22 protein-coding genes and 1 pseudogene are annotated in these 25316 nt (G+C 42.1%); 9 read left to right on the top strand and 14 right to left on the bottom strand.

From position 1 onward, the window contains the following. Nucleotides 1-148: 148 nt before the first annotated feature. The 5 genes from ACFSJY_RS10130 to ACFSJY_RS10150 all read left to right on the top strand — a co-directional run bounded on the left by ACFSJY_RS10130 (nucleotide 149) and on the right by ACFSJY_RS10150 (nucleotide 5257). Nucleotides 149-1432, top strand: coding sequence for an efflux RND transporter periplasmic adaptor subunit (locus ACFSJY_RS10130; RefSeq protein WP_386033859.1), 1284 nt, complete (start codon nucleotides 149-151; stop codon nucleotides 1430-1432). Nucleotides 1433-1463: 31 nt separating this feature from the next. After that, nucleotides 1464-2162: an ABC transporter ATP-binding protein gene (locus ACFSJY_RS10135; protein ID WP_386033861.1), complete on the top strand. Its 699-nt coding sequence runs from the start codon at nucleotides 1464-1466 to the stop codon at nucleotides 2160-2162. Between the two features lie 8 nt (nucleotides 2163-2170). Continuing rightward, nucleotides 2171-3487 carry an ABC transporter permease gene (locus ACFSJY_RS10140; RefSeq protein ID WP_386033863.1) on the top strand — a complete coding sequence of 439 codons (1317 nt, stop codon included), beginning with the start codon at nucleotides 2171-2173 and terminating at the stop codon, nucleotides 3485-3487. Nucleotides 3488-3501: 14 nt separating this feature from the next. After that, a complete protein-coding gene (locus ACFSJY_RS10145) occupies nucleotides 3502-4716 on the top strand; it encodes an ABC transporter permease (protein WP_386033865.1) in 1215 nt (404 codons plus the stop codon). A 136-nt stretch (nucleotides 4717-4852) separates the two neighbouring features. Next, entirely contained in the window at nucleotides 4853-5257 is a 405-nt protein-coding gene (locus tag ACFSJY_RS10150; RefSeq protein WP_386033867.1) for a DUF1810 domain-containing protein, read from the top strand. Here the strand turns inward: ACFSJY_RS10150 and ACFSJY_RS10155 are convergent. The 5 genes from ACFSJY_RS10155 to ACFSJY_RS10175 form a co-directional block, all read right to left on the bottom strand. Next, a complete protein-coding gene (locus ACFSJY_RS10155; protein ID WP_386033869.1) occupies nucleotides 5254-5994 on the bottom strand; it encodes an RES domain-containing protein in 741 nt (246 codons plus the stop codon). The two genes, ACFSJY_RS10150 and ACFSJY_RS10155, sit on opposite strands and share 4 nt — an antisense overlap. Before the next feature lie 3 nt (nucleotides 5995-5997). Beyond that, the gene (locus tag ACFSJY_RS10160) at nucleotides 5998-6360 is read right to left on the bottom strand and encodes an antitoxin Xre/MbcA/ParS toxin-binding domain-containing protein (protein WP_386033871.1); all 363 of its coding nucleotides are present in this window, start codon (nucleotides 6358-6360) and stop codon (nucleotides 5998-6000) included. An 82-nt stretch (nucleotides 6361-6442) separates the two neighbouring features. Beyond that, on the bottom strand, nucleotides 6443-7447 hold the full coding sequence (locus ACFSJY_RS10165) for a LacI family DNA-binding transcriptional regulator (RefSeq protein ID WP_386033873.1): 1005 nt from the start codon (nucleotides 7445-7447) through the stop codon (nucleotides 6443-6445). A 60-nt stretch (nucleotides 7448-7507) separates the two neighbouring features. After that, nucleotides 7508-8836 carry a glycoside-pentoside-hexuronide (GPH):cation symporter gene (locus tag ACFSJY_RS10170; protein WP_386033875.1) on the bottom strand — a complete coding sequence of 443 codons (1329 nt, stop codon included), beginning with the start codon at nucleotides 8834-8836 and terminating at the stop codon, nucleotides 7508-7510. 32 nt (nucleotides 8837-8868) lie between these two features. Beyond that, nucleotides 8869-10194 carry a GH1 family beta-glucosidase gene (locus ACFSJY_RS10175; RefSeq protein ID WP_386033877.1) on the bottom strand — a complete coding sequence of 442 codons (1326 nt, stop codon included), beginning with the start codon at nucleotides 10192-10194 and terminating at the stop codon, nucleotides 8869-8871. A 230-nt stretch (nucleotides 10195-10424) separates the two neighbouring features. On the opposite strand from ACFSJY_RS10175, the gene ACFSJY_RS10180 reads away from it, so the two are divergent. The 4 genes and pseudogenes from ACFSJY_RS10180 to ACFSJY_RS10195 all read left to right on the top strand — a co-directional run. Then, complete coding sequence (locus ACFSJY_RS10180) at nucleotides 10425-11687, top strand: sugar MFS transporter (protein WP_386033879.1); 1263 nt, start codon at nucleotides 10425-10427, stop codon at nucleotides 11685-11687. Between the two features lie 9 nt (nucleotides 11688-11696). Continuing rightward, the gene (locus ACFSJY_RS10185) at nucleotides 11697-14306 is read left to right on the top strand and encodes a glycoside hydrolase family 3 protein (RefSeq protein WP_386033881.1); all 2610 of its coding nucleotides are present in this window, start codon (nucleotides 11697-11699) and stop codon (nucleotides 14304-14306) included. A 100-nt stretch (nucleotides 14307-14406) separates the two neighbouring features. Beyond that, nucleotides 14407-17271: a putative glycoside hydrolase gene (locus ACFSJY_RS10190; protein ID WP_386033883.1), complete on the top strand. Its 2865-nt coding sequence runs from the start codon at nucleotides 14407-14409 to the stop codon at nucleotides 17269-17271. A 62-nt stretch (nucleotides 17272-17333) separates the two neighbouring features. Then, nucleotides 17334-18317: pseudogene (locus ACFSJY_RS10195) on the top strand (glycoside hydrolase family 16 protein); the annotation flags it as partial. A gap of 247 nt (nucleotides 18318-18564) precedes the next feature. On the opposite strand, the gene ACFSJY_RS10200 reads toward ACFSJY_RS10195, so the two are convergent. The 9 genes from ACFSJY_RS10200 to ACFSJY_RS10240 all read right to left on the bottom strand — a co-directional run bounded on the left by ACFSJY_RS10200 (nucleotide 18565) and on the right by ACFSJY_RS10240 (nucleotide 25304). Then, a complete protein-coding gene (locus ACFSJY_RS10200; RefSeq protein ID WP_386033885.1) occupies nucleotides 18565-18939 on the bottom strand; it encodes a hypothetical protein in 375 nt (124 codons plus the stop codon). Nucleotides 18940-19048: 109 nt separating this feature from the next. Then, the gene (locus ACFSJY_RS10205; protein WP_386033887.1) at nucleotides 19049-19423 is read right to left on the bottom strand and encodes a hypothetical protein; all 375 of its coding nucleotides are present in this window, start codon (nucleotides 19421-19423) and stop codon (nucleotides 19049-19051) included. Between the two features lie 114 nt (nucleotides 19424-19537). Further along, the gene (locus ACFSJY_RS10210; protein WP_386033889.1) at nucleotides 19538-20014 is read right to left on the bottom strand and encodes a DUF695 domain-containing protein; all 477 of its coding nucleotides are present in this window, start codon (nucleotides 20012-20014) and stop codon (nucleotides 19538-19540) included. Nucleotides 20015-20130: 116 nt separating this feature from the next. Then, nucleotides 20131-20721, bottom strand: coding sequence for a hypothetical protein (locus ACFSJY_RS10215; protein WP_386033891.1), 591 nt, complete (start codon nucleotides 20719-20721; stop codon nucleotides 20131-20133). A 111-nt stretch (nucleotides 20722-20832) separates the two neighbouring features. After that, nucleotides 20833-21282, bottom strand: coding sequence for a hypothetical protein (locus ACFSJY_RS10220; protein WP_386033893.1), 450 nt, complete (start codon nucleotides 21280-21282; stop codon nucleotides 20833-20835). Nucleotides 21283-21385: 103 nt separating this feature from the next. Then, nucleotides 21386-21778 (bottom strand): hypothetical protein, encoded by a 393-nt coding sequence (locus ACFSJY_RS10225; RefSeq protein WP_386033895.1) that lies wholly within the window; start codon nucleotides 21776-21778, stop codon nucleotides 21386-21388. A 325-nt stretch (nucleotides 21779-22103) separates the two neighbouring features. After that, a complete protein-coding gene (locus tag ACFSJY_RS10230) occupies nucleotides 22104-22808 on the bottom strand; it encodes a DUF6445 family protein (protein ID WP_386033897.1) in 705 nt (234 codons plus the stop codon). 4 nt (nucleotides 22809-22812) lie between these two features. Beyond that, nucleotides 22813-24300: a tryptophan halogenase family protein gene (locus ACFSJY_RS10235; protein ID WP_386035010.1), complete on the bottom strand. Its 1488-nt coding sequence runs from the start codon at nucleotides 24298-24300 to the stop codon at nucleotides 22813-22815. Further along, nucleotides 24300-25304, bottom strand: a complete 1005-nt coding sequence (locus tag ACFSJY_RS10240) for a cupin-like domain-containing protein (protein ID WP_386033899.1) — start codon at nucleotides 25302-25304, stop codon at nucleotides 24300-24302. Before ACFSJY_RS10240 ends, ACFSJY_RS10235 begins: the two co-directional genes overlap by 1 nt. Nucleotides 25305-25316: the final 12 nt, after the last annotated feature.

Below are 25316 nucleotides of genomic sequence, written 5' to 3' on the forward strand. Positions count from 1 at the left end.
GCTTAGACAGCCTAAACCGAACACTTAAGTGAAACATTACACAAATTGTTACATCCGGTTTTTAAAATTGCTGAACTTTTTTTAAACCATTTCAACTTCAACTGCGACATACCCAATGATTGTTCAAATAATTATTCGGGAAAGTATAGTGAAAATCGCAGATACAAGCGGTCAAGACGTTGTTCTTGAAAAACCGTCAAATAAAAAAACATGGATAGTCTCAGCCACAGTCGCGGTAGGCTTGATTGCATTGGTTGCCTTTGCCATGCCATCAATTGCTACTTGGTCATCTGGTGAAGCCACTATTTCGAGAGATAGAGTCAGGTTAGCGACTGTTACTCGTGGAGATTTAGTTAGAGATCTTTCAGTACAGGGGCGTGTTGTCGCCGCAGTTAGTCCGAGGCTTTATGCGACAGGCCAAGGTACCATTACGTTTGAGGTAGATGCTGGTGATGAAGTCAAAAAAGGCCAAGTGTTAGCCATTATTGAAAGCCCAGAGCTAACCAACCAACTAAAGCAAGAACAAGCGACCCTTCAACAGCAGACATTGGATATCGAACGCCAAAAAATTCAAGCCCGAAAGCAAGCATTGGAAAACCAAAAAGCGGTGGATTTGGCTAAGGTGACTTTAGTGGCCGCAGAGCGTGAAAAGCGCCGCGCTGATAAAGCCTATGAGTACAATTCGATCAGCCAAATAGATTTTGAAAAGGCACAAGACGATTTACAAAACGCAGAGCTAGTATTCAAGCATGCAGAAGAAGATGCATCATTGAACTCGGAAAGTTTAGCGTTTGAAATTAAGACTGCTGAGCTGCAAGTAGACAGACAAGCATTACTGGTCAAAGAGCTTCAACGCAAGGTTGATGAACTGACGATGAAGTCGCCTGTGCAAGGTATCGTTGGTAATTTGGCTGTGAAGCAAAAGAACCAAGTGAGTCGCAATCAACCGATTTTAAGTGTTGTTGATTTGTCTGAGTTTGAGCTTGAAGTCGATATCCCAGAAAGCTACGCCGACGATCTTGCGATAGGCATGCCAGCACAAATTAACGTTAATGGTGAAACGTACGCAGCTAACCTAGTGACTATCTCACCCGAAATTGAGAACAATCAAGTGACTGGGCGCGTACGTTTCGCCGACTCTTCAACAAACCAACCGCTGGGTTTACGCCAAAATCAACGACTAACTACCCGCATTCTGATGGAAAACAAAACTGACGTACTAATGGTTAAGCGTGGACAGTTCTTGGAAAGTTCAAGCGGTAGATTTGCATACAAATTAACTAACGATATGGCAGAAAAAGTCACCATTCGTACAGGGGCTAGAAGCCTGTCAAATGTCGAAATAGTCGATGGTCTTGAAATCGGCGACACCATTATTGTGTCCAGCACAGATCAATTTAATAAAGCGGAAAAAGTACTGATTACGCAGTAATCCATATAAACAATAGGGAAAGGGGAACACTATGTTAACCATGAAGAATGTAAAAAAAGTATTTCGAACAGACCTCGTTGAAACCCATGCGCTGCGTGATTTTAATTTACAAGTGGATGAAGGTGAGTTTGTAGCCGTAACAGGCCCATCAGGCTCTGGCAAAACAACGTTTTTAAACATCGCGGGTATGCTAGAAACCTTTAATGGCGGTACCTATTCGTTAGACGGTGAAGACGTTAGCCACCTTAACGATAATCAGCGCAGCCGCTTACGTAATGAAAAAATAGGCTTTATCTTTCAAAGTTATAACTTAATACCTGATTTAAGTCTTTTTGATAACGTCGATGTGCCGCTTCGTTATCGTGGTTTTGATGCCAAAGAACGCAAAAAGCGCATTGAAGAAAGTCTGGAAATTGTTGGCTTAGCAAGTCGAATGAAACACTTGCCTGCACAGCTATCGGGTGGTCAGCAACAACGTGTGGCAATTGCTCGGGCATTGGCTGGCAAACCCCGTTTTCTTCTCGCGGATGAACCAACGGGGAATTTGGATTCGGAAATGGCACAAAGCGTAATGGAACTGCTTAAAAACATAAATAAAGCAGGTACTACGATTATCATGGTAACTCACGATCCTCAATTGGCGCAGCAAGCAACGCGAAATATCTTCGTTAAAGACGGCAAAGTCAGTGAACTCGATACTGTTGTCCCCATGACAGCCGCGTCAGCATAGGAGGCAGTATGTTTGGTTATTATGTAAAGTTAGCCTTAAAAAGTATTCAGCGAAACCCGCTGTTAAGCTTTTTAATGGTGGTTGCTATTGCGCTGGGAATAGGTGCAAGTATGACCACGATTACGGTGAATTATTTGATGTCAGCGAATCCTATCCCAGATAAAAGTGAACAACTTTTTTATGTACAAGTTGATAGCTGGGACCCTCACAATGCGTTTCGCGATGAATCTAACGAGCCTCCCAACCAGTTAACCTGGACCGATGCCAATAACCTTTTCAATGCTCAAAAAGCGGAAAAGCAAGTGATTATGGCGAAATCAGGTGGCGTATTGGTGCCAGCAGATAAAGATGTCAATCCATTTGAAGCGGAGTTTCGTCTAACGACCAGTGACTTCTTTGCAATGTTTGATACGCCATTTCTATATGGTCAAGGCTGGACTGCCGCGGAGGATATGGGCCGTGAACAAGTCGTTGTACTGACAAAACGAATTAACGACAAAGTCTTTGGTGGCGAAAATTCTGTAGGTAAAACACTGGAAATAGCGGGCAGCAATTTTCGTATCGTCGGTGTATTAAACACCTGGGAACCAGTACCGAAGTTTTATGATGTCAACAACGGCGCTTTTGACGAAACAGAAGAGTTGTTTATTCCGTTTTTGTTAAAAGAATCAATGGAATTACCAAATTGGGGCAACACTAACTGCTGGAAAAGTCCCGAAGGTGAGGGCTTTAAGGCGTTCTTGCAATCAGAGTGTATCAACTACCAAATGTGGGTGCAGTTGGATAACGCTGAGCAAGAAAAAGAATATTTATCATTCTTGAACAACTATGTAAGCGACCAAAAAGCATTGGGTAGATTTCCACGACCAATGAACAATCAATTATCTGATGTGATGGAATGGATGGAGAACCAAGACGTCGTGCAGGACGATGCCAAAATGATGATGTGGATGTCGTTTATGTTTTTGATGGTGTGCTTGTTAAATACCGTCGGTCTATTACTGGCGAAATTTATGGGCAAATCTTCAGAAATTGGTCTTCGTAGAGCAATTGGCGCTGAGAAAAAAGATATCTTTATTCAACACATGATAGAAGCTGGAATCATAGGCTTGCTTGGTGGATTATTTGGTTTAGTACTAGCGCTAGGCGGTTTAAAAGGCATAGAAAGCTTATACGGAGACTTTGTCACTAACTTAGTTGAACTTGACTTTGTTATGGCATTAACTGGCATCGCTATAGCACTAATTTCTAGTATCGTTGCTGGCCTTTATCCAACGTGGCGCGCATGCAATATTTCTCCAGCTAGTCAGCTCAAAAGCCAATAAGAAGGACAAACATTATGTTAGAACTAGGACCTATTTTACGTGCATTGTCACGTAACAAAATTGGCGCATTACTAATCGCGGTACAAATTGCCTTTACTATGGCCATTATTGTGAATTCTGTGTTTATCATTTACGAGCGTAGTCAAGAAACTAAGCGCGAAAGTGGTATCGATGAAGCCAATACATTCTTTTTAAGCAGCAGCGGCTTTGGTGCAAACTTTAGCGCGAAAGCAACTATACAAGAGGATTTGGACGCAATTAGAGCGCTTCCAGGTGTCGTTAACGCTGTTCAAATAAACGCGATTCCAATCAGTGGTGGTGGCTGGTCTATGGGCTTACAAACGCAGCCCGGTGCTGAACATGACGGCATAGGGTTAGCGGTTTATATGGTTGACGAGCATGGTCTACAAGCGATGGATTTAGAGTTGCTTGCAGGTGAAAACTTTACACCTTCTGATATTCGCTGGCGTGGCAATGGTGCGAGTGACTGGCCTGATAAAATCATTATCACTAAAGCAATGGCCAATCGTCTATTCCCTGATGATGATTACAGCCAAACGGTTGGGAAAACTGTTTATATCAACGATACAGAGCCTATGATTATTAGCGGTATTATTGATAAGTTACAAGCGCCATGGGTTGGTTGGGATAACGTTGAGAATGCCATGCTGTCGCCTGAACATTTGGAACGCTCAGCAGTTCGCTACATGATTCGTACGGAGCCTGGTAGACGCGATGAGTTGATGAAAACAGTAGAAGAGTTACTGGCGCAAAATAAAAACCGTGTTATCGATAATATGCGCAGCATCGACTATGTCCGCGAACGCAGTTACCGTGGGCATACAGCGATGATTAAAATTTTATCAACTGTCATTATAACGTTAACGATAGTTACAAGCCTTGGCATTGTTGGTTTAGCCAGCTTTAGTGTAAACCGTCGTAAAAAGCAGATAGGTATTAGAAGAGCGCTCGGCGCGACTAAATTTGATATTCTCCGCTACTTTATGGTCGAAAATCTCATGATAAGTTGTGTTGGCGTTGTTGTTGGTGCCGCACTAACAATCGGACTGAACATGGTATTGGTAAATGCACTATCAATCACACCTATGGATTGGTTTTATATCCCTATTGGTATGTTGTTGCTTTGCACTATTGGTCAACTTGCCGTCTATGGTCCAGCGAAAAAAGCGACGCTTATCGCCCCTGCAACGGCTACTCGGACCGTGTAAGTTTAATTAACGCAATAAAAAGCCCGAAAGGGCTATTTTTATGCCGAAAAATAAATAGTACTGCCCAAGCCTTACTATACTTGAATGTAACACTCAGGGTTTAGTGTTTTTCCGTGTTTCATTCAAGGAGGCTCCCATGGATCCGTTTCAACATTTTGTCGATGCTCAAAGTATGGTTTGGGCGAACGTTCAGGAAGAACTATCACAGGGCCACAAAACAAGTCATTGGATGTGGTTCGTATTTCCTCAGCTGTCTGGTCTCGGCAGCTCGTTGCTGGCTAGGCAATATGGAATTGATGATCTCGCGATGGCAAAAGCTTATCAAGAGCATGAAATACTCGGACCAAGGCTTATCGAAGCGACTAAAATGGTGTGTAAGCACCAAGGAAAATCGCTCGATGCTATTTTTGGTAATCCAGACAAACTTAAATTTATTTCGTGCATGACCCTATTTGCTAAAGCGTCAGGAAACAAGCTCTTTAAAAAAGCGATAAAAGCATTTGATGTCAAAAAGGATAAGCTTACGCTTGCTCGTATTTAAGCAAGCTTGGGTAACTGCCCGTTAACAAGAAAAGATTCTTTATAAAAGTTAATAGGCTCAGTGCCAACACCTGAAAAACTGATGGTCTCTGAATAAGAGCGACACTGCCATAGCTGTTGGTTCTCAGGTTGTTGGGATTTGATCACCGACGGCTGGCTTATTGCGACGTTTATACCGTTTGAGGTGCTGCGCGCTGACGTGTAACGCAGTGTATCTACGCCTAACTCTAGCGTGGCATATTTGCCTATTGCTTGAGTTGTGCGGTAATCACTAGGCGATTTAATTACACAGCTTAACTGTGGGTCTATGATTGCGGTTAAGTCGAAACAATCATTGCTTTCGACATACACTGAGAAGGTCATATGTTCAGAGCGTATCGGTTTACTATACGGTGTTGCCATATCAGACAAAAACACGAAGCGGTAAAAAGCGCACTCTGCAAGTGTGGTGTCGACTTCCTCGCAACCGTAAAAGTAGCTTGGCATTGTGGTGTCACCAAAGCGAGAACCGTATTTTAGAGGAGGATAACGAAAAGGGGTAGCAATGAGATAATGCCTTCCAATAGTATCAGGACGGTAAGGGGGCTTGACACCATCGAGAAGTTGCTCGAGTAGGTGCTGCTCTTCAAAATCATCAACCAGCTTACTAGTCGCAGCATACTCTTGTGTTTCGACTATCCTATATACATTCTTTTTGTACTGGCTTTTTAGTGGCAACAAATCCTTGTTGAACAGCATTGCTTAAATTTTCCCTCGCATTGCATCTAGATACTGATTGGTACGGAATAACCCTTCAATGGTAGGGCATAACTCCGCGGGAATACCATTTAATGCTGTGTTGTGCGTACGAAACCAATGTTGCATAAACGCTTCGTCGCCACCTGCAATAGCAAATAAAGAACGATAAAGCCTAATGAAGTGCAATTGAAGTTCGCCTGTTTTGGAATCAGGTGCGAAGCCTGAATGTTGTTTGCGAGAGAGTGTTGATGCATTAACCCCTAACAACGACTCTTTTTCTTTGGTTGTTAATTTTAAAGCCATGCATGCGTTATTGAATGCTTTCATTAACACATTAGCCGAATTTGGTTTAGCAATTGCAGTCATAAGATAGCTCCTTCGAACATCTCTTATTGTAGAACTACGTTATTGCAAATGCAATTTTATGGTGTGTTTTTGTGCTTTTGCATTAATTGGTGGCAAGGGCAATCGAATCTCGTGTAATGACACTAGGTTCGAATACTCGTTTGATTTCGAGCTTTTTGCGCTGATAAACCTCTTTTAAGACTAACTTAGCTGCCATAACACCCATTTGATTAACAGGGTTGTCGATAGTGGTTAGTGTAGGGTATAGATAATTCGCAAATATAACGTTATCAAAGCCGATGACCGACAAATCATCTGGTAACGTGTAACCATGTTCGCGAGCATACTTCATAGCACCAGACGCCATTTCATCATTAGCGCACACCAATGCACTAAACGTATGTTTTTGCTTGATAAAGTGCTTTAAACCGCTACTGCCGCCTGTTTCTTTAAAGTCGCCAATAAAGAATAAGTCTTCATTAAATACTATGCCGTTTTCAGCTAGAGCTCGTTTGTGACCTAACAAACGATTGCTGGCGTCAGCTTTGAATTGAGGGCCTGCGATATAAGCAATATCTTTATGCCCTTGCTCAATAATAGCGCTTGTTGCTAAGTAACCGCCTAGCTCATTGTCCAAGCTTATGCATTTGTCAGCAAGCTCTTCAACAAACCGACTCATTAGATAGATAGGCGTTTTTCCTTTGTTGAGCTCTACAATGTACTCATCAGAGACGGCTTCAACATGAGCAATAATCGCATCACAGTTGCGCCCAATTAAAAACTCTATTCCGTCTTTTTCTTTTTCTTCTTCAGAGTGCCCGGTTGTAATGATGACGTGCTTACCGGCAGTTCTGAGCTCGCTTTCAATGCCCGCCATCATCTGTCCAAAGAATGGACCGTGTAATTCTGACACTAATATCCCGACTGAGTCACTTCGATTAGAGGCGAGGGAGCGTGCGGTAGCGTTAGGGCGGTAGCCAAGTTCATTCATGGCATCAAGTACTTTTTGCTTCGTTTTGTCACTGACCTTCGCGTTGTTATTCATCACGCGAGAAACCGTAGCAAGTGAAACACCAGCAAGTTTAGAAACTTCGTAAATTGTTGCCATAGAAGAAAAAACTACCGAATAATTTTGTATATTTTCTAATAATACCGGAGTGTTAACGCATTAACTAGCCGAGAATCTTAATCGCGATTGGATTTGATCTATCTTGTCACTGGTTAACTGGTATTTTGTCATAATAGCGGCGACTGCAAACGAGCCCAATGCGGGCAGTATTGTAAACGACAGTAAGATACCTTGCTGTGTCGCTTCTGTTTGCGCGGTATCAGCTTGATAATCGTAAAAGGCTAATAACCAGCCCGCAATCGCGCCACCTAATGCCACACCCATTTTAATAAAGAATATAACCCCAGAGTATACAAGGCCAGTTACACGCACACCTGTTTTTTCGTGACCATAATCAATGGTATCAGCCATTTTCGCCCATAGCAGTGGCGTGGCCATATCGAGGAAAAACTTCCAGAAAATAAATGCTACAAACGCGAGTACAATTTGGTCGGCAGCTATGAAAAAGCTCAAAACACATATAACGGCAGAGATTGTTTGCAAAGCTATATACGCTTTGATTTTACAAACTCGTTTAGCTAACGGCTGTGCGATAGCGCATCCTATCATGCTAGCGACGACCCCAAGGGTCATAAATGGGGTAATAAGGTCTTCTCTTACCAGGTAGTATTTCACGTAATAAACGGCCAGGGTAAAGCGCAGCACTTGTCCTGTAAGCAGAAATAGGGCGGCTAAACATAAAATTCGCCATTGGTCATTTTTCCAAAGAGATTTACCACTTTCCCAAAACGACACTTCCTGAGACTTCGGTTGCTCAATGCGCTCTTTAGTGCCAATAAAACATAAAAGAAACAGCACTAAACCAAGAATACTCATTGCGGTCATGGTGTATTGGTAACCTTTGGCTGTGTCACCTTGACCAAAATACTCAACAAGCGGCATGGTACAGCCGGCAACAATAACACCGCCCAGCATGCCAAATACAAAACGATATGACTGAACCGTAACACGCTCTTTGGCATCTGCAGTGAGTACGCCACCTAGTGCACAGTAAGGAATGTTTATCGCAGTATAAGCCACCATTAGCATGGTATAGGTGGCGAAAGCATACGCTATCTTACTGGTACCCTCCAAATCTGGGGTGGTGAACGCTAAAATACTGATAATGGCAAAAGGTAGTGCGAGCCATAATAGGTAAGGCCGAAAGTGTCCCCACTTAGTATGTGTTCTATCGGCTACAGCACCCATCAATGGGTCTGTAACTGCATCAATTACACGAACAACGAGGAACATGGTACCAACCACTGCAGGAGACAAGCCCACTACATCAGTGTAGTAAAGCATTAAAAACATCATAACCGTTTGAAAGATGATGTTACTGGCGGTATCACCTAAGCCATAGGCTATCTTTTCTTTAACACTTACCATTGTTACCTCGCCTCGTTGTTTTATTGTTTTTATTATTTTCGGCTAGAAATCAGTTGCTTGTAGCAGAGACCACTTTCCTTAATGGTACGAGTTTGTGTTGGATAATCAACATAGACAATGCCAAAACGTTTTAGGTAACCTTCTGCCCATTCAAAGTTGTCCATTAGACTCCACGCAAAGTACCCTGCAACGTTCACCCCTTGCTCTATTGCATTATGTAACGCAATAAAATGCGCTTGGTAGTAATTTACGCGATCGATATCGTTAACTCGGCCATTTTCCAGTTTATCAGCCATTGCTGCGCCATTCTCAGTGATAAATACTGGTGGGAGGTCATAGCGTTTGTTTAAATCCACCAATAAATCGGTAAATGCTTGCGGGTATATCTCCCAACCGATATCGGTCAATGGTTCTTGCGGCGGCAGTTCACGATAGATGTTTTGCTCATCAGCAACATACTTTAAGCGTGTATAGAAATTAATACCCAAAAAGTCGATAGGTTGGCCAATAATCGCTAAGTCACCTTCATGGATGTCAGGCTTTTGCCATTCTGGCATGCTATCGATAATGTCAGGATATGCTTTATCAAATATCGGCTTTGCATACCACTGGTTAATGTAGTCGTCTGCGTAGGCTGTTGCCGCTTCATCAGCTTTTGAGTTTGCATAACAAGGCGTAAAGTTTAAAACAATGCCGTTTTGTGTATTAGGACTTTCGCTGTTTAATACCTGCATGCCAAGGCCGTGAGCCAGCAAGATATGATGTGCTGCTTTTCTGCCGTATTCTTTGCCTATTTTTCCTGGCGCGTGAATACCAACTTCATAGCCAAGAAACGCACTACAGAAAGGTTCGTTAAAGGTGGCGTAAGAATATACACGGTCACCAAAAGCTTTAACGACTAATTTGGTGTATTCCTGAAATCTATACGCTGTTTCTCGATTTAGCCAACCACCTTCATCTTCTAGGTATTGAGGTAAATCCCAGTGATACAGTGTGACGTAAGGCTTAATGTTTTTCGCATTTAACGCGTCAAGTAATTGAATATAGAAGTTTAAGCCTTCTTCATTCGGCGTGCCATCTTGATGCATAACACGTGGCCAAGAAATGGAAAGGCGGTATGCGTCAACGCCCAAGCTTTCTATTAATTCAACATCTTCCTTCCAGCGCTTTACATGTTCACATGCAACGAAGCCATTTGAGTTATCTGCGATTTTGCCTGGTGTCGCACAAAAAGTGTCCCAAATGCATGGTAGTCGAGTATCCGCAGAACCTTCAATCTGAAACGAAGCGGTTGCTACGCCATAAGTGAAGTTTTTTTCTAGTAGTCGCGAACCAGAAGGCAGCTCAAATTGATTCATTTCTTTTACCTATTCATCAAACACAAGTATTAGCACTCATGCTTTGGATAATCCGTTTTTATTTTTGAAAGCGCTTACAATTTTGTTGAAAAAAAGACGCTGTTCGACTTTAATAGTTGTGTAAGCGCTTACATTTAGGTTAGTGTTATTTATCGGATAGGTCAACCTTATTATCAAAAGCGCGACTACACTAATACAAAAATTATTAAAAACAGAACATAGGGGGCTGTATGGCAGGTGCTACCACAATGCCTGAGCAAACATCGAATATTTCATCAGGTGGTGATCAAAATTACCGCTTCGCTCTAACTTCACTTACGTCATTGTTTTTTATGTGGGGTTTTATTACATGTCTCAATGACATTCTAATTCCACATCTAAAAGCGGTATTTGATTTAACCTACACCCAGGCAATGCTGATACAGTTTTGTTTTTTTGGTGCTTACTTTATCGTCTCTATTCCGTCTGGCGTATTGGTGAAAAAACTGGGTTTCCAAAAAGGTATCGTTATTGGTCTTGTCATCGCAGCACTGGGTTGCCTTGGCTTCTATCCTGCCGCGTCAATGCAAAGCTATCCCGTTTTTTTAGTTGCTCTGTTTATTTTGGCGAGCGGAATTACCTTACTGCAGGTATCAGCTAACCCTTATGTCAGTATTCTTGGTAAACCAGAGACAGCTTCTTCTCGCCTAACACTTACTCAGGCGTTTAATTCGTTAGGTACCACAGTGGCGCCATTTTTTGGCGCATTTTTAATTTTAGAGCAAGCAGCGACTGAAGTAGGCAATGTTGCAGCAGGTGCTGAGGCGGTGCAAATGCCTTATATCATGCTTGCTGGCATGTTGCTGATTCTTGCCGCCATTTTCGCCTATATGAAATTGCCTGTTGTAGAAACGGCGCAGGTTGACGAGAAAGAAGAAGTTTCTGGCAGCGCATGGCAATACAGTCATCTAGTGCTTGGGGCGCTGGGTATTTTTGTCTATGTTGGCGGTGAAGTTGCAATAGGCAGCTTTCTCGTTAACTTTTTAAATCAACCAGACATCGCAGGATTAGAAGAAGCGGAAGCCGCTAAATACATCGCATACTATTGGGGGGGCGCTATGGTTGGCCGCTTTATTGGTGCTGGTGTTATGCAACGAATTGCTGCTGGTAAAGTATTGGCGTTTAACGCCTGTGCGGCAGTTATTCTTATTGTCGTTGCAATTTTTAGCTCTGGTCATTTCGCAATGTGGGCCATTTTAGCAGTAGGCTTATGCAACTCTATCATGTTCCCAACTATTTTCAGCTTAGCAATTACGGGGTTAGGCAAACATACATCGCAAGGCTCAGGCATATTATGTTTAGCGATTGTTGGTGGTGCAATTATCCCTGTATTCCAAGGAATGTTGGCAGATAGTATTGGTGTTCAACTGTCTTTCGCATTACCCATTTTATGTTATGTATACATCGCTTATTACGGCCTTATTGGCAGTAAAGTAAAACAGGCTGATAAATAAGGTCTTACAATGAAAACAACAATGATTAAAAAGAAAAAACTAGCACTTTTGGTCCCTGCTTTGGTCGCACTGACAGCCTGTAATCAGGATTCAACGTCGGTGCAAAAAACCGAAACTGCTACGCCAAATAAAGTTGAAGATCAAAGCCAAGTGACTTCAACTCACAACATAGATATTTGGCCAACATTGGATATTGCTGTAAAAAAAGACGAAAAGATTGAAGCTAGCGTCGAATCTTTGCTAGCAAAAATGACACTTGAACAAAAAGTTGCGCAGATGATCCAGCCCGAAATACGCGATATCACGGTTGAAGACATGCGTAAGTACGGCTTCGGCTCTTATTTAAATGGTGGTGGTTCATTCCCAAGCAATAATAAGCAATCAACCCCACAAGACTGGATTCAGCTAGCGGAAGATATGTATCAGGCATCAATTGATGACTCACTTGATGGTTCGTCTATCCCAACGATGTGGGGTACCGATGCAGTCCACGGTCACAATAATGTTATTGGGGCGACATTGTTTCCACACAATATTGGTCTTGGTGCGGCAAACAACCCTGATTTAATCGAAAAAATTGCTGAAATTACGGCGAAAGAAGTGATGGTAACGGGAATTGATTGGGTGTTTGCACCAACCGTTGCTGTGGTACGAGATGATAGATGGGGCAGAACCTACGAAGGCTATTCGGAAGACCCGGAAATTGTCCGTTCTTATTCGGCGGCTATTGTAAAAGGTCTTCAAGGTCATGCTGACGGCGACTTTCTGAGTGATCAACGTGTGATTTCAACCGTTAAGCATTTTGTTGGTGATGGTGGAACAGTTGGCGGAGACGATCAAGGCGATAATATTTCATCCGAGCAAGAGCTGTTTGATATCCATGCTCAAGGTTATGTTGGTGGCTTAACCGCAGGCTCGCAGTCTGTGATGGCATCATTCAATAGCTGGCACGGTAAGAAAATTCATGGCGACGAATATTTATTAACCCAAGTGCTAAAAGAAAAAATGGGGTTCGATGGCTTTGTTGTTGGGGATTGGAATGGGCACGGCCAAATTAAAGGGTGTACTAACGATAATTGTCCGCAGGCAGTCAATGCTGGTTTAGATATCTACATGGTACCAACCAATGCGTGGAAGCCGCTTTACGAGAATACTATTGAGCAAGTTAAAGCGGGTGATATCAAAATGTCACGCATTGACGATGCTGTGCGTCGTATCCTACGCGTAAAAGTACGGGCGGGTTTGTTTGAAAAACCGAGTCCTGCAAAACGTCCATTCTCGGGCAAAACAGAGCTAATTGGCGCTAAAGAGCATCGCGACGTTGCTCGTCAAGCGGTCAGAGAGTCACTCGTTTTATTGAAAAACCAAGATAATATTCTGCCACTTTCTCCTTCGCTGAACGTACTCGTTGCCGGTGACGGTGCTGATAATATCGGTAAACAATCTGGCGGTTGGACGGTAACGTGGCAAGGCACGGGCAATAATAATAACGATTTCCCGGGTGGTACATCTATTTATGATGGTATAGCTAAGCAGGTTGAAAGTGCTGGTGGGAGCGCAACGCTTAGTGTAGATGGCTCTTTCGACAAAAAGCCTGATGTAGCGGTGGTTGTTTTTGGTGAAGATCCTTATGCAGAAGGTCATGGTGATCGTGACAATCTAGAATACCAACGCGGTGATAAACGCGATCTTGCTTTGTTAAAGAAACTGAAGGCGCAAGGAATTCCAGTTGTTTCTCTGTTCATTAGTGGGCGTGCAATGTGGGTAAACCCAGAAATGAACGCTTCAGATGCCTTTGTTGCGGTCTGGTTACCTGGTTCTGAGGGCGATGGTGTCGCAGAAGTTATTTTTGCTGACAAAGATAACCAAGTACAACATGACTTTGTGGGTAAACTATCATTCTCATGGCCGAAATCGGCAAATCAAGCAGTCGTTAACCGCGGTGATGCAGATTATGACCCGCTGCTTCCATACGGCTTTGGTTTGAAATACGGTGAAACTAGCACGCTATCTTCAGAGCTGGATGAATCTGTTGTAGTTTCTGATGCAGATTTAACGAGAGAAATGCTGTTCGATGGAAAAATGCATAAACCATGGCTGATGTGGCTATTTTCGGACAATGATCAAATGCAGCCAAACGCAAATACCCACGAATTAGGCGCGCTTTCATACCGTACGGTAGATATGAATGTACAAGAAGATGCCCGACAAATTGTGTTGAAGGGTGGTGCAAAAGCTGGTTTGCGTATCGTCAGCAAAAGTAACTTTAGAGAAGACTTACGATCAGCGCTTGAAGCGAAATCTGCATTAACCTTTATGGTGAGTGTATTAGATGAACCTAAGGGGCGCATTATGGTTGGTACGCGTTGTCAAAAGGCGGAGAGCCCTACGGACAATTGCGGGGCAGAAATCGATATTACAGACAAACTAAAGCCTATTGTTCATCACGGCTGGGCTAAAGTTGATATTGATTTGAAATGCTTTGCGGACAAAGGGACTAGCTTTGGCGACCTAGTAGTTCCATTTGAAATCTATTCGACTGAGTCTGCTACGTTGCAACTAGCTGCCATTAGTTATGAGCCAAATAAAGCTGAAAAAGCAGCGATAAGCTGTCAATAGCACTAGTTAGACGCTCATTGGTATTTTACCTTTGAGCGTTTTTATTAGAAATCAATGTAAGCGCTTACATTGATTTCTAATAAAAACGGGGAGTAACTAAATGAAAACGATAAGTAAAATAACACCGTTGGCTATAGCAACAGCATTAGTAGTATCGGGATGTGGGGGCTCTGATGGCTCATCATCGAATGTCAGTGACAATATTGCACCTAAAATCAATAGCGTTCCAATTACTGACCTCGCAGTTGGCACGGCTTATACCTATCAATTAGATGTTAATGACAGTGATGGCGATACGCTGTCTTATCAAGCAACAGTACTTCCCAGTTGGTTGTCTTTTAATGCAGAAACGGGCGAGTTGAGTGGTACGCCATCTCAATCGGATGTCGGTAGTCATCAGGTTTCTATTTCGATAAGCGACGGTACAGTTACCGTTGAGCATGAATTTACTGTTGTCGTTTCAATAGCTTCTGGACAGTGGCAATTAACTTGGAGTGACGAATTTGACGGCAGTGGGTTAAACACTGATAACTGGAATATTGAAACAGGTGATGGCTCTCAATATGGCATCCCGGGTTGGGGTAATAACGAATTAGAATGGTACCAAGAAGACAATGTCACTGTAGCAAACGGTAACTTGGTCATTGAAGCACGTGAAGAAGCGTCTAATGGTTATGATTACACATCAGCACGTCTTCGCACTGACGGCAAAGTTGATATTCAATACGGTCGTATAGAAGCAAGAATTAAAATACCCGAAGGACAAGGACTATGGCCTGCGTTCTGGATGCTACCAACAGATAGCCAATATGGCGGTTGGGCTTCAGGTGGTGAAATCGACATTATGGAAGTGGTAAATCCACTATCAACAGAAGAAAACCATGTTCACGGTACCATTCACTATGGAATGGCATGGCCATTAAACGTGAGTTCGGGTAAAGAGCTAACCGCTGACGTGCTGAGTGACTTCAATGTTTATGCTATTGAGTGGGAAGAAAATGAAATTCGTTGGTTCTTCAATGATGTTCATTACGCGACAGTCACCTCAGATACGTGGTGGAGTTACTTCTATAAGGATACTGAAACAGGGTATGTGTCTGATGAAGCGGCGCCATTTAATCAGTCATTCCACTTACTATTGAATATGGCTGTTGGTGGCAACTGGCCGGGTTCACCAGATGCGGCGACACAATTTCCAGCGCAAATGTTAGTAGATTACGTGCGTGTTTACGAATGTGACGCTGACAATGCAGACGGTTCAGGTTGTTTTTCCAATGTTGATAATAGTGTAGAGCCAGCCCCTGCAAACAGCCCACATATCGCGCAATACGATTTATTTAGCGATGAAGCAAATGCTTTAGCGTGGGAGATAAATGGCGAAACGTTGACGCGAGACTTATCTATTTCTGTTGCCTGGGATAATAGCGGTGCAATAACGGCTCAAACAATTGATGTTGGTGGTGAGCAAGGCACCGTTCTTGACATTGTCACAACAGATAAAGGCAATGTTGCTATATACGCGCAAGACGGTGAAACCTTTGCACTAAAAGGTATGGGGGATTCATCGCAGCCTTGGATGCTACATGCAGCTGAGCTTAAGTTTGATGTCTATGTCGAAGCGGCAAATACCGATTTAGATAGCCAGTTTATTGTCAAAATGGATAGCGGCTGGCCAGCGCTTGGTCAAAAAGTCATGAACTTTGCTGATGTTAAAACTGGCGAATGGCAAACAATATCTGTACCGGTTAATGAGTTAATTGCTACGCCAGGCGAGCAAGCTGTAAACCTAAACAATGTGTTAAACCTTTTCGTACTTGAGTTTAGCGCTTTTGCACATGTGCAAGTGGATAATGTTCAATTAATTTGCGGCCATAAAGATGCTAATGGGTGTGGTATTAACCCACCTGCGCAAAGTGTCACTATAGACACGTTAGTGGTTTTTGACGATGAGGTGAACAACGATACTTGGAATAACGGTATTGGTGCATGGGACACGGCAATAAACCGTGATTACACCAATAACAGTGGTAACTTCGTATCATGGGACGTTACTGCAAGCGATGATGCCGCGCGAGGTAATGTGCTTAATGTGAGCTTTGGTTCTGCATCAGGTATTGATGGTCTTTTATATATTCAATCAGACCCAGCAGTTGACTTGGGTTCGTTTGCAAGTGGTGAACTAGTGTTCGACATCAAGGTTAATGACTATGCTGAAACGTCAAACGGTATTAGCTTTAAAGTTGACTGTGTATACCCTTGTACAACCGGAGACCAATTACTTGGCGTTATTGCAGATGGCGAATGGCAAACTGTGCGTATACCAGTAAGCTCGCTAGTGTCTAATGGCTTAGACCTATCGCAAGTAAATACTGGTTTGGTGATATTCCCTACATGGGGCGATCAAGCAGGCGTTGACTTTTCGCTTGATAATATCCGATGGGTTAGCACGGCTTCGCCATCAGAGCCGCCAGCTGTAGAAGGTGATATCGTGATTTATGCAGAATCATTTGACAGCAATTGGACCTTCTGGGATTGCTGTGGCGGCGCAAGTTATCAGCAAGTCGTCGACAGTGATAATGGCAACGTGGTAGAGGTGTCGTTTGCAGGTGCGCCAACGGTTATTGGTGCTAGTGCTACTTCACCTGTTAATGCCGCGACGCTAGATAACGCCACGATAGAGTTTGACTTTAAAATGGCAACGCCACCGTCAGATAGCAGTGCAGATTGGCTTATTAAAGTGGAAAGCGCTAATGCCAGTCAGTTTGCTGAAATTCGATTAGACCAGAGTGTAGAGGGGCATGCACCTATTCAAGGGCAGTGGCAACACTATACTTTTAATGTGTCAGAGTTGGCATCGCTTGGGTTAGATCCTAGTAGTATTAAATTGATTCTCGTTTTCCCTACGTGGAGTAAAGCGAACGGTGCAGTTTATCAAATAGATAACATCGTTATTAAAAGTAACTGATTTAGTAAAGTAAAAAAGGAAAGCAGCATAACGCGTTTGATGGGTTATGCTGCACGACTAACATGATAAAAAAATCTATCGTATTACTAACCTCAATCGCATTTCCCGCCGTTGCAGCTGACGTGGCTACAGGTGAAGCGGTTACGGTAAGCAAAGATTGGGAACTTGTTTGGCAAGACGAATTTAGTCAACCCACTATTGATAACGCTAAATGGAGCTTTGAACAGAACTGCTATGGCGGCGGTAACAATGAGCAACAATGCTACACCGATAGAGCGGAAAATGCGTTCATCGAAGACGGGGTGTTGGTGATAAAAGCCCTAAAAGAGTCGTTTGTTGGTCCCGCGGTTCATGACGATGCAGCCAATTACCAAAGTGCAGGAAATCGTGAACTACCATACACCTCGGCGCGTTTAAGAACCAAAAACAAAGGTGATTGGCGCTATGGCCGAATTGAGGTCAAAGCCAAATTGCCACAAGGTCAGGGTACTTGGCCAGCAATCTGGATGTTGCCAACAGATTGGGTATATGGTGGCTGGGCAGGTTCAGGCGAAATTGACATCATGGAAGCCGTAAATTTAAAAGCGCTCAGCGACCTTGATAACACGTCATCCGAAAACAAGTCACCCGAAGCGCGTATTCATGGCACATTGCATTACGGAAGGGCTTGGCCTGATAACGTCTATAGTGGTATCGGGTACTTATTACCCGAAGGTAAAAATCCAGCAGATGACTTTTATACCTATGCTGTTGAGTGGGAAGAAGGGGAAATTCGTTGGTATGTGGACAACATCCACTACGCGACTCAGCAAGCCTCTGGGTGGTATACACAGTACACAGTTAAGCAAGGTCAGTTAAAAAACGGCACGGGAAGCGCACCATTCGATCAAAAGTTTCATTTGTTGCTTAACTTTGCCGTTGGTGGAAATTGGGCGGGCGTTGTTAATGAAAAGGGCATTGATGACAGCATTTTCCCGCAACGTTTTGAAATTGATTATGTCCGTGTGTATCAGTGCAGTATTGACCAAAATACAGGCAAAGGATGCGCGGCAAAAGGTCAAAACGTTAAAGTGTTACCGGGAAAAAAGGCACCATCTCTTTAAGTGGATAATTTGAATAGATATTAGCTTGAACTGTCAGATTCGATTACTAGGAAGTAATCAAATCTGACAGTCGAAAAGTGCCAATAGCGGACGGTGGTAACGCCCTAGTTAATGGGCAAAATTTAGTTGGCTAAACTTAAGCGACGAAGGAGCAAAAAGCCAACTGTTTTTTGTCCTTTTAAACGACTTGTTATATTGCTTCTTGCAACACAACCTTATGATTAGCTTGATTTAGTGTAACACCAAAGCTGTTAAGATGAAGTAATTGACCATACTCATCCATATTATTGTCGCGACCAGTTTGTTTTAACCACTCTTGATAGAAAATGTCGAACTCAGAATCTTCGAAGTGCCTAATTCTCTGCGATAACACCCAAGAATTTTCTACATCATCAATGTCAGGTAAATCCACTGATTTTATACATGTTCCAAATAACTTTAGTAATATTACAAGTTCATCAAACGATTCTAGAGCTACTGTTTCTTGAAGCCCAACTCTTGCTTCAAGATCATTAAGGAATTCTGGCTTGATCGAATCAGATGCTACAAACGAAAAGTGTATCAAGAGATGCTGACTCCATTAGCAATATAACGCCCCAATGAGAGGCTGATAATGCTTGTGTAGCGAAGCGGAACTGAGCCAAGCTTTAGCAGTCCCGTACTTGATTGGCTTGTTATGCGGATATTTTGATCGTTTCAGATTCGTTTTCAATACTATAAATTAATTTAACCTCTAGACCACTTGAAAATTTAAAGACCAAAATATCATTACCGATTACTTCATAACCAAGCATATATCCAATAGCCTTTTTATCATCGCGGGCATACTCTACATATTTGTATGAAAACTCATGATCACCTTCCGCAACTAGAAAATCAGGAACAGATTTAACTCCTGCTACTTCCCAAATATAATGTTCGTCACTGTATGTAGCCTGAAGGCAATCACCATTTTCAAAGAGTAAATAAAATGTGCAACAGTAAGTAACGATTTTGCCATTAAGCCAAAACTCTTTTGCATATAACTTATTGCATTCAAAGTTACTCATATACCCTACTTATCCGCATAACGCCCCAATAAGAGGCTGATAATGCTTGGCTAAACTTGTGTAGCGTAGCGGAACTGAGCCAAGCGTTAGCAGTCCCATCACTTTATGCGCTTGTTAGCTATCTTTCTTAAAATCTGCCATTAAATTTTTATAATCAGACCACTCGGGATCTTGATAAAACACAATGTCTAAGGGGTATCTAGGGTGATCTTTAAGTGCTTCATTTAAAACGCTTAAAAACATTGGCTGATCAACAGTATAATGAACAAATTCTCTAAGGTTGTTACCTGTTCTAGCATAAGCTCTAAAACTAGCTCCAGAATCGGCAATTTCATTTAATGCTTCTTCTAGTTTATAGATTTTTGTTTGTTCTTCTTTCGTTGGCATTCCGTTGTTTTCACTGCCGTCGTATTCCCATTTAATTACAGCTAAAGTTGGGAAATGCTCAATAACTGATTTTTCAGGAAGGTAATTATCAAATGAATAGATGACCGGCATGCCTTTTTCCATTATTTTTCCAATAATTCCATTTTCTTCCGCATTCACAATACCAATAACTCCAAATAATAAAATAAACAGCCAATGTCTCATTTTTCGTCCTGATAGCTAACGCTCCAATATGGGGCGCATAAATGCTTGGCTAAAATTAGCGACTAAGGAGCGCAAGCCAAGCGTTTTGCGTCCCTGCCATAATTGACTTGTTATATTCAAAATTCATTGGGCTGAATAAATACAACACCTTCTTTTGTTATTTTCGTTTTTCCGTTCATGTCCTTATCGTGCCATGAACCATTACCCATTTTTAAAGATGTAATTGCTTCAGAATGAACCGTCATTGTACTCAAAGCGTACCCAGCTTGTTTTCTCATCGTTGCGTCAACGGCATCTATTGGCAAAACGGTCGGATATTTAAGTTGTTCAATTTCGACATTTTGTTCATTCGTTTTAACCTGCCAAAACTCTGATTCTGTAATCCAAAGTTGATAAGTGCTAGGGAACTTATTTCCAGCGGGAGTATTTATTGAAGCTATAGATAAAATTCCGCCACCTGCTGGCACTTCCATTTTTGCGCTAGAGTTTTTATATAATTTGAAATCATTATTGGTTGTCATTTTGGGAGTAGATGATGACTCTTGCTCTATGACCTCGGCTGATCTCGAATCATTAAATTCAGGAGTTTTGTTAGAGCTATTCATTACAGCAGGAAGGAGCACTTGTAGACCTAAATAGGCAATAAAAACAAAGGCTATCGCAAAACCGCTACCAAACACTAATCCACTCAAAAACTTATTGAACACGCCGATCCTTCCTTTGAATATAACGCCTTACTAATGGGCGCATAAATGCTTGGCTAAAATTAGCTACGAAGGAGCGCAAGCCAAGCGTTTTGCGTCCTTTTGAGCAACTTGTTATAAAGCACTTTTCGCAAATTTATACAGCCCATTTGTACCGAGGTTTGCTTCGGTCTTTACCAAGCTCCAACCTAAAGAGTGGAATGGGGAACCATCTTCTAAAAGGTTAATTGTTAATACGCCTAACTCTTTGTACATGCCATGAGGTGACAAAATTAAAACTTGGTTGGTATTAACATTTGGATTAACAGATCTTAAATTTAAAGTTACGTGACCATCTACTAGTTTTTTGCCTGAAAGGTCAACCGGAAAAATCCAACCCTCAAGGTAACTGTCTCCAATAGAAATGGCGTAAAACCCTTTTCCTTTATTATCAATTTCTAAAATATGATGAAAGTATTCATGACCATTCTTTTGATGTCCCGCCCAAGTTCCTTGTAATTTATCTAAATCGACAGCAATAGATTCGAATGTTAAAAAGATCATCAAAATCAGAATTATTCTCATGACTATCCTTGTGCTTTATAACGCCCCAATAAGAGGCTGATAATTGTTGGCTACAATGTGCAGCGAAGCGGAACTGAGCCAACTGTTAGCAGTCCCGCTTGAGTTACTTGTTAGCTATACTTTTCACTTCTTTGATGAGTTTTTCACGCTCTTCAATATTGTATGCCATAGGCTGAGTGCTAGAACATGAACTAATTGAAGGAGTTTTTCCATAGTTACCAAAAACAATGCATTCATAACCAACGGTCACATCCAAGTCACACGATGTGAAATTAACAAAAGAAGTCATAGTATTTATATCTGGGTAGGACTTTAACTCTTTGGATACTACAAGTTTACTTTCTACTTCGTTGTCATCTATCAACCGACTAGAAACTACCTTACCAATATACACGTAATCTGAGGCATCCACTTTTTCTTTAAGTATTCCTGAGACACACGTGCACGCAAAACTAAATGAGCTAAAGAGTATTAATATAAGTCCGATTACTTTCACAATACCTCCGATGTATAGCTAACAGTATATTATTTAGACGTCTCAGTAATATCCGCCTACGACTATCTAATTAAATTATCATAAACCGTAATTAATTCAATTTGTTACCAAAGAAATAAACGTACTTCTTTGCCTTCTTGCGGATACTACTGAGACTTCATAGTAATATCCCGCTGTAATTACCGATTATTATTCAAATATTTCATGATGTTAAAGAGATGTTTTGTGTAGTTTGGGGATTTACTGAGAATTCTCAGTAATGTCGAGGTCAATGTCCTTAATTCACTCATAGCTGCCTTTAAGATATGAGCCACTGCATATATTTCTATTGAAATTCTAGAAAAATATTAGCGGTTAGTCGGCCTTGGGCTGGGTTGTCGCTAATGTCCTTTTCTTCGTCTACTAAAGTAGAGTGTAAAAGGTTTCCAGGATAAATAACCATACGATTAGGTTTGTATGGAATCGAATGAATTAATTCATAATGTTCATTGCTGTCAATCTGGTATCCATTCTGACTTAGGCCACTGTTATCAACTTCTTGCTGAACTGATGCAAAATAGCTATCAACCTGATTCTCTTTAATTCGTTCGAGCCCCGATTTTCTGTGTCTGAAAAAGCCTGTGCCACCATGGTTACCCTCATTAAGGTAAAGCAATACGGCAAAGTAGTATGGGCGAGCGGTATCAAAGTGTGGCAAGGTTTGCATTGCCGTTAACTCGTCAGGTTGTTTGGTTATTAATGAAAAATAACTGGGGTGAGCAGCAGGTAATAACCGCGTAGGTACATTAAGTACTTTATGAAACCCTTCAATCACGGGCTGTATAAGAGAAATGATCGTGTTTTGGGAAATGGGGCTGCGAATGCCTGGATAGTATGATTGCTTATCAACCTTATATACGCCATGCAACGCTTGCTGAATTAATTTTTCTATATTTAAGCAGTAATTATCGATGATAAGGGCAGGAGTTTTTTCCTTGCCGATATAGTTAACCCCGACACTAAAGTCAGGGTTAATTGTTATCGCAGACATATGCTTACATCATCTTACTTTTACAGTAATGGTCAATAAACTGCATGTGTGGCGGCCAACTAGCGACTTTCTTCTTCACATTCTGTTCTATGTTAGTCAGAAATGCTTGTAACTCTTGCTCAGTCATCATATCAACAATAGGGTGGTATTGATCAGGTATAAGGCCCTGTCCCATCATAACTTGTACCCAGCTTGATTCGCCAAATAGCTCCTCAGCTTTTTTAAATACTCTACCTGACTGTTTAAATAACGCCATACGATGAGTCAGGGTATCGGGTATCGGCATAGAGGCGCAATAGCGCCAAAAAGCAGAGTCTCTGCGATCGGTTAAATGATAATGCAGAATAATGAAATCTCGGATGTTGTCGATTTCTTCTTTCGTTTGTTTATTAAACTCAGCAACATCCGCATCGTTGATGCCAGTATGTGGGAACATTTGCAATAAACGTACAATCGACTTTTGGAATAGGTGAATGCCTGTAGATTCTAAAGGCTCGATAAAGCCTGACGATAAGCCAATAGCGATACAGTTTTTATTCCAATGTTTGCGACGGCTTCCTGTTTTGTACTTGATCACCCGAGGCTGATTCAACGGTTTACCTTCGATATTGTTCATCAAGGTATCAATTGCTTCTTCGTCCGTCATGTATTTATCACAGAAAACAAGGCCATTACCGGTACGATTCTGCAAAGGAATACGCCATTGCCAGCCGGATTCTCTCGCAATAGAGCGAGTGTAAGCTGGTGGTGTACCTACCGTTTCTGTTTGTACTGCAATTGCGCTGTTACAAGGTAAATAGTGGCTCCAGTCGTCGTAGCCTGTATGTAAAGCTTGTTCAATGAGCAGCGCCCTGAAACCCGTGCAATCGATAAACAAGTCACCTTCAACGAGTTTTCCATTGTCCAAACGGATGCCGGTGATAAAGCCGTCATTTTCGTCCAGGTTAACGTGATCAATTTTTCCTTCTACACGCACACAACCGTGTTTAAAGGCTAGCTCCTGCAAATACTTTGCATAAAGACCAGCGTCCAAATGGTATGCATGATTTAAATCTTGATTCGCCATAATCGCGAAACGACCTTCACGACTAGCCAAATGCTCAAGGCAATAGTCCCCAATGTCTTTGGCTATGCCCAACTCTTGGCCTTTTCGCCAAAAGTGATGAAATCCACACGCCCAGCACTCTTGACCCAAATAGCCAAAAGAATGAATGTAGTCTTTGCCGACATCACGCCAGTTTTCAAATGATATTCCTAGCTTAAAGGTTGCATTTGTAGAGGCCATGAATTCGGCTTCGTTGATGCCAAGTAATTGATGCAAAATGTGAAGGGTAGGTATTGTGGCTTCACCTACACCAACGGTTGGTATTAAATCAGACTCAACGAGTGTAACCGACAAATGTTTACCTAGCAGCTTACTCAATGATGCTGCTGCCATCCAGCCTGCAGTGCCACCACCTGCTATGACTACTCTTTTAATTGGTTTGTTCATCATCGCTTCAATTTCTCTAGTAATTCTGCACGAATACGACGGGCTGTTAGCTCATCTATAGGTCTTTTCAACATGCCTTTAGCGTTGTCGCTTAAGTAGGAAAAGTCATTCTCTTCATGCTCAAAAATATAATGATCAAAAATAGCTTTCCATGCTTGTCTTTGTGCTTTGGGTAAATTGCGTAAACTCAACATTGCGTTGAGTAAAGCATTGTTTGGTCGCCCCATGAAAGCTGGCGTGTCACGCCACCAGTGGCTCAGTAGCACGCTAAATTCACTTAGTGCCTCAACATGATGCCACCACATACTGGGTATAAATAAGGCATCACCTGGTTCAAGCTCTGCGACAATAGCGTTCTCAAGTGCCGTTTTAAACTTTGGAAATTTATCAAAGTCGGGATTGTGAAAATCAACCATTGAAACATCCTGTCCACCTGGTGCAAATTCCATCGGGCCAGGGTAAAGATTGCTGATTTGCTCAGGAGCAAACAAAGTAAATCGTCTATTTCCAACGAGTGAACAAGCGATATTTAACGGAAAGTCATAATGTGCTGCGACGCGACTTTGATTACCAATCCATAGGCTGGTTAGCGGGCTGAAGTTGTCTAAGCTAGAGTTATGTTCTTCTTTAAAACCCGGGAAATATCGACTCACCTCTGTCGATGCAACATAGTAGGTGGTGCCCGTTGGCTTGGATATTTCTTCAAAAAGTTTAGACAGCACTTGTGATAAGTCTATTCGCGCTGCTTCAAAGTTAAAGCCATTAACCTCTTTGTTGTAGAAAACTCTACCTTGAGCCTCTGGCGGCAGCCGGCAAGCGCTTACAGGCTCTCCGCTGTAATAGCTTTGCAACAAGTTGCCTGCTTCCTGAGGGGATGCTAATCCAGCTTTCACCATAGGCCAATTGGCTCCGAATCCTTTTAGTAGGAGCGGTGCCTCTGATGCATACAAATATTCAGGTATATTGTCCGCTTGAATACCTGTTACTTCTTTAACTTGTTTCATATCAGCTTCCGT

Source organism: Thalassotalea euphylliae (genome assembly GCF_042682785.1).
GTDB lineage: Bacteria > Pseudomonadota > Gammaproteobacteria > Enterobacterales > Alteromonadaceae > Thalassotalea_F > Thalassotalea_F euphylliae.

What these genes read in the sequence shown, in the direction of transcription:
- ACFSJY_RS10160 (WP_386033871.1), bottom strand. Translation starts at nt 6,360, where the DNA reads ATGACTGCAATTGCTAAACCAAATTCGGCTAATGTGTTAATGAAAGCA.
- ACFSJY_RS10190 (WP_386033883.1), top strand. Translation starts at nt 14,407, where the DNA reads ATGAAAACGATAAGTAAAATAACACCGTTGGCTATAGCAACAGCATTA.
- ACFSJY_RS10185 (WP_386033881.1), top strand. Translation starts at nt 11,697, where the DNA reads ATGAAAACAACAATGATTAAAAAGAAAAAACTAGCACTTTTGGTCCCT.
- ACFSJY_RS10135 (WP_386033861.1), top strand. Translation starts at nt 1,464, where the DNA reads ATGTTAACCATGAAGAATGTAAAAAAAGTATTTCGAACAGACCTCGTT.
- ACFSJY_RS10155 (WP_386033869.1), bottom strand. Translation starts at nt 5,994, where the DNA reads ATGCTGTTCAACAAGGATTTGTTGCCACTAAAAAGCCAGTACAAAAAG.
- ACFSJY_RS10145 (WP_386033865.1), top strand. Translation starts at nt 3,502, where the DNA reads ATGTTAGAACTAGGACCTATTTTACGTGCATTGTCACGTAACAAAATT.
- ACFSJY_RS10220 (WP_386033893.1), bottom strand. Translation starts at nt 21,282, where the DNA reads ATGAGAATAATTCTGATTTTGATGATCTTTTTAACATTCGAATCTATT.
- ACFSJY_RS10140 (WP_386033863.1), top strand. Translation starts at nt 2,171, where the DNA reads ATGTTTGGTTATTATGTAAAGTTAGCCTTAAAAAGTATTCAGCGAAAC.
- ACFSJY_RS10180 (WP_386033879.1), top strand. Translation starts at nt 10,425, where the DNA reads ATGGCAGGTGCTACCACAATGCCTGAGCAAACATCGAATATTTCATCA.
- ACFSJY_RS10175 (WP_386033877.1), bottom strand. Translation starts at nt 10,194, where the DNA reads ATGAATCAATTTGAGCTGCCTTCTGGTTCGCGACTACTAGAAAAAAAC.
- ACFSJY_RS10235 (WP_386035010.1), bottom strand. Translation starts at nt 24,300, where the DNA reads ATGAACAAACCAATTAAAAGAGTAGTCATAGCAGGTGGTGGCACTGCA.
- ACFSJY_RS10165 (WP_386033873.1), bottom strand. Translation starts at nt 7,447, where the DNA reads ATGGCAACAATTTACGAAGTTTCTAAACTTGCTGGTGTTTCACTTGCT.
- ACFSJY_RS10170 (WP_386033875.1), bottom strand. Translation starts at nt 8,836, where the DNA reads ATGGTAAGTGTTAAAGAAAAGATAGCCTATGGCTTAGGTGATACCGCC.
- ACFSJY_RS10230 (WP_386033897.1), bottom strand. Translation starts at nt 22,808, where the DNA reads ATGTCTGCGATAACAATTAACCCTGACTTTAGTGTCGGGGTTAACTAT.
- ACFSJY_RS10210 (WP_386033889.1), bottom strand. Translation starts at nt 20,014, where the DNA reads ATGAGACATTGGCTGTTTATTTTATTATTTGGAGTTATTGGTATTGTG.
- ACFSJY_RS10150 (WP_386033867.1), top strand. Translation starts at nt 4,853, where the DNA reads ATGGATCCGTTTCAACATTTTGTCGATGCTCAAAGTATGGTTTGGGCG.
- ACFSJY_RS10240 (WP_386033899.1), bottom strand. Translation starts at nt 25,304, where the DNA reads ATGAAACAAGTTAAAGAAGTAACAGGTATTCAAGCGGACAATATACCT.
- ACFSJY_RS10205 (WP_386033887.1), bottom strand. Translation starts at nt 19,423, where the DNA reads ATGAGTAACTTTGAATGCAATAAGTTATATGCAAAAGAGTTTTGGCTT.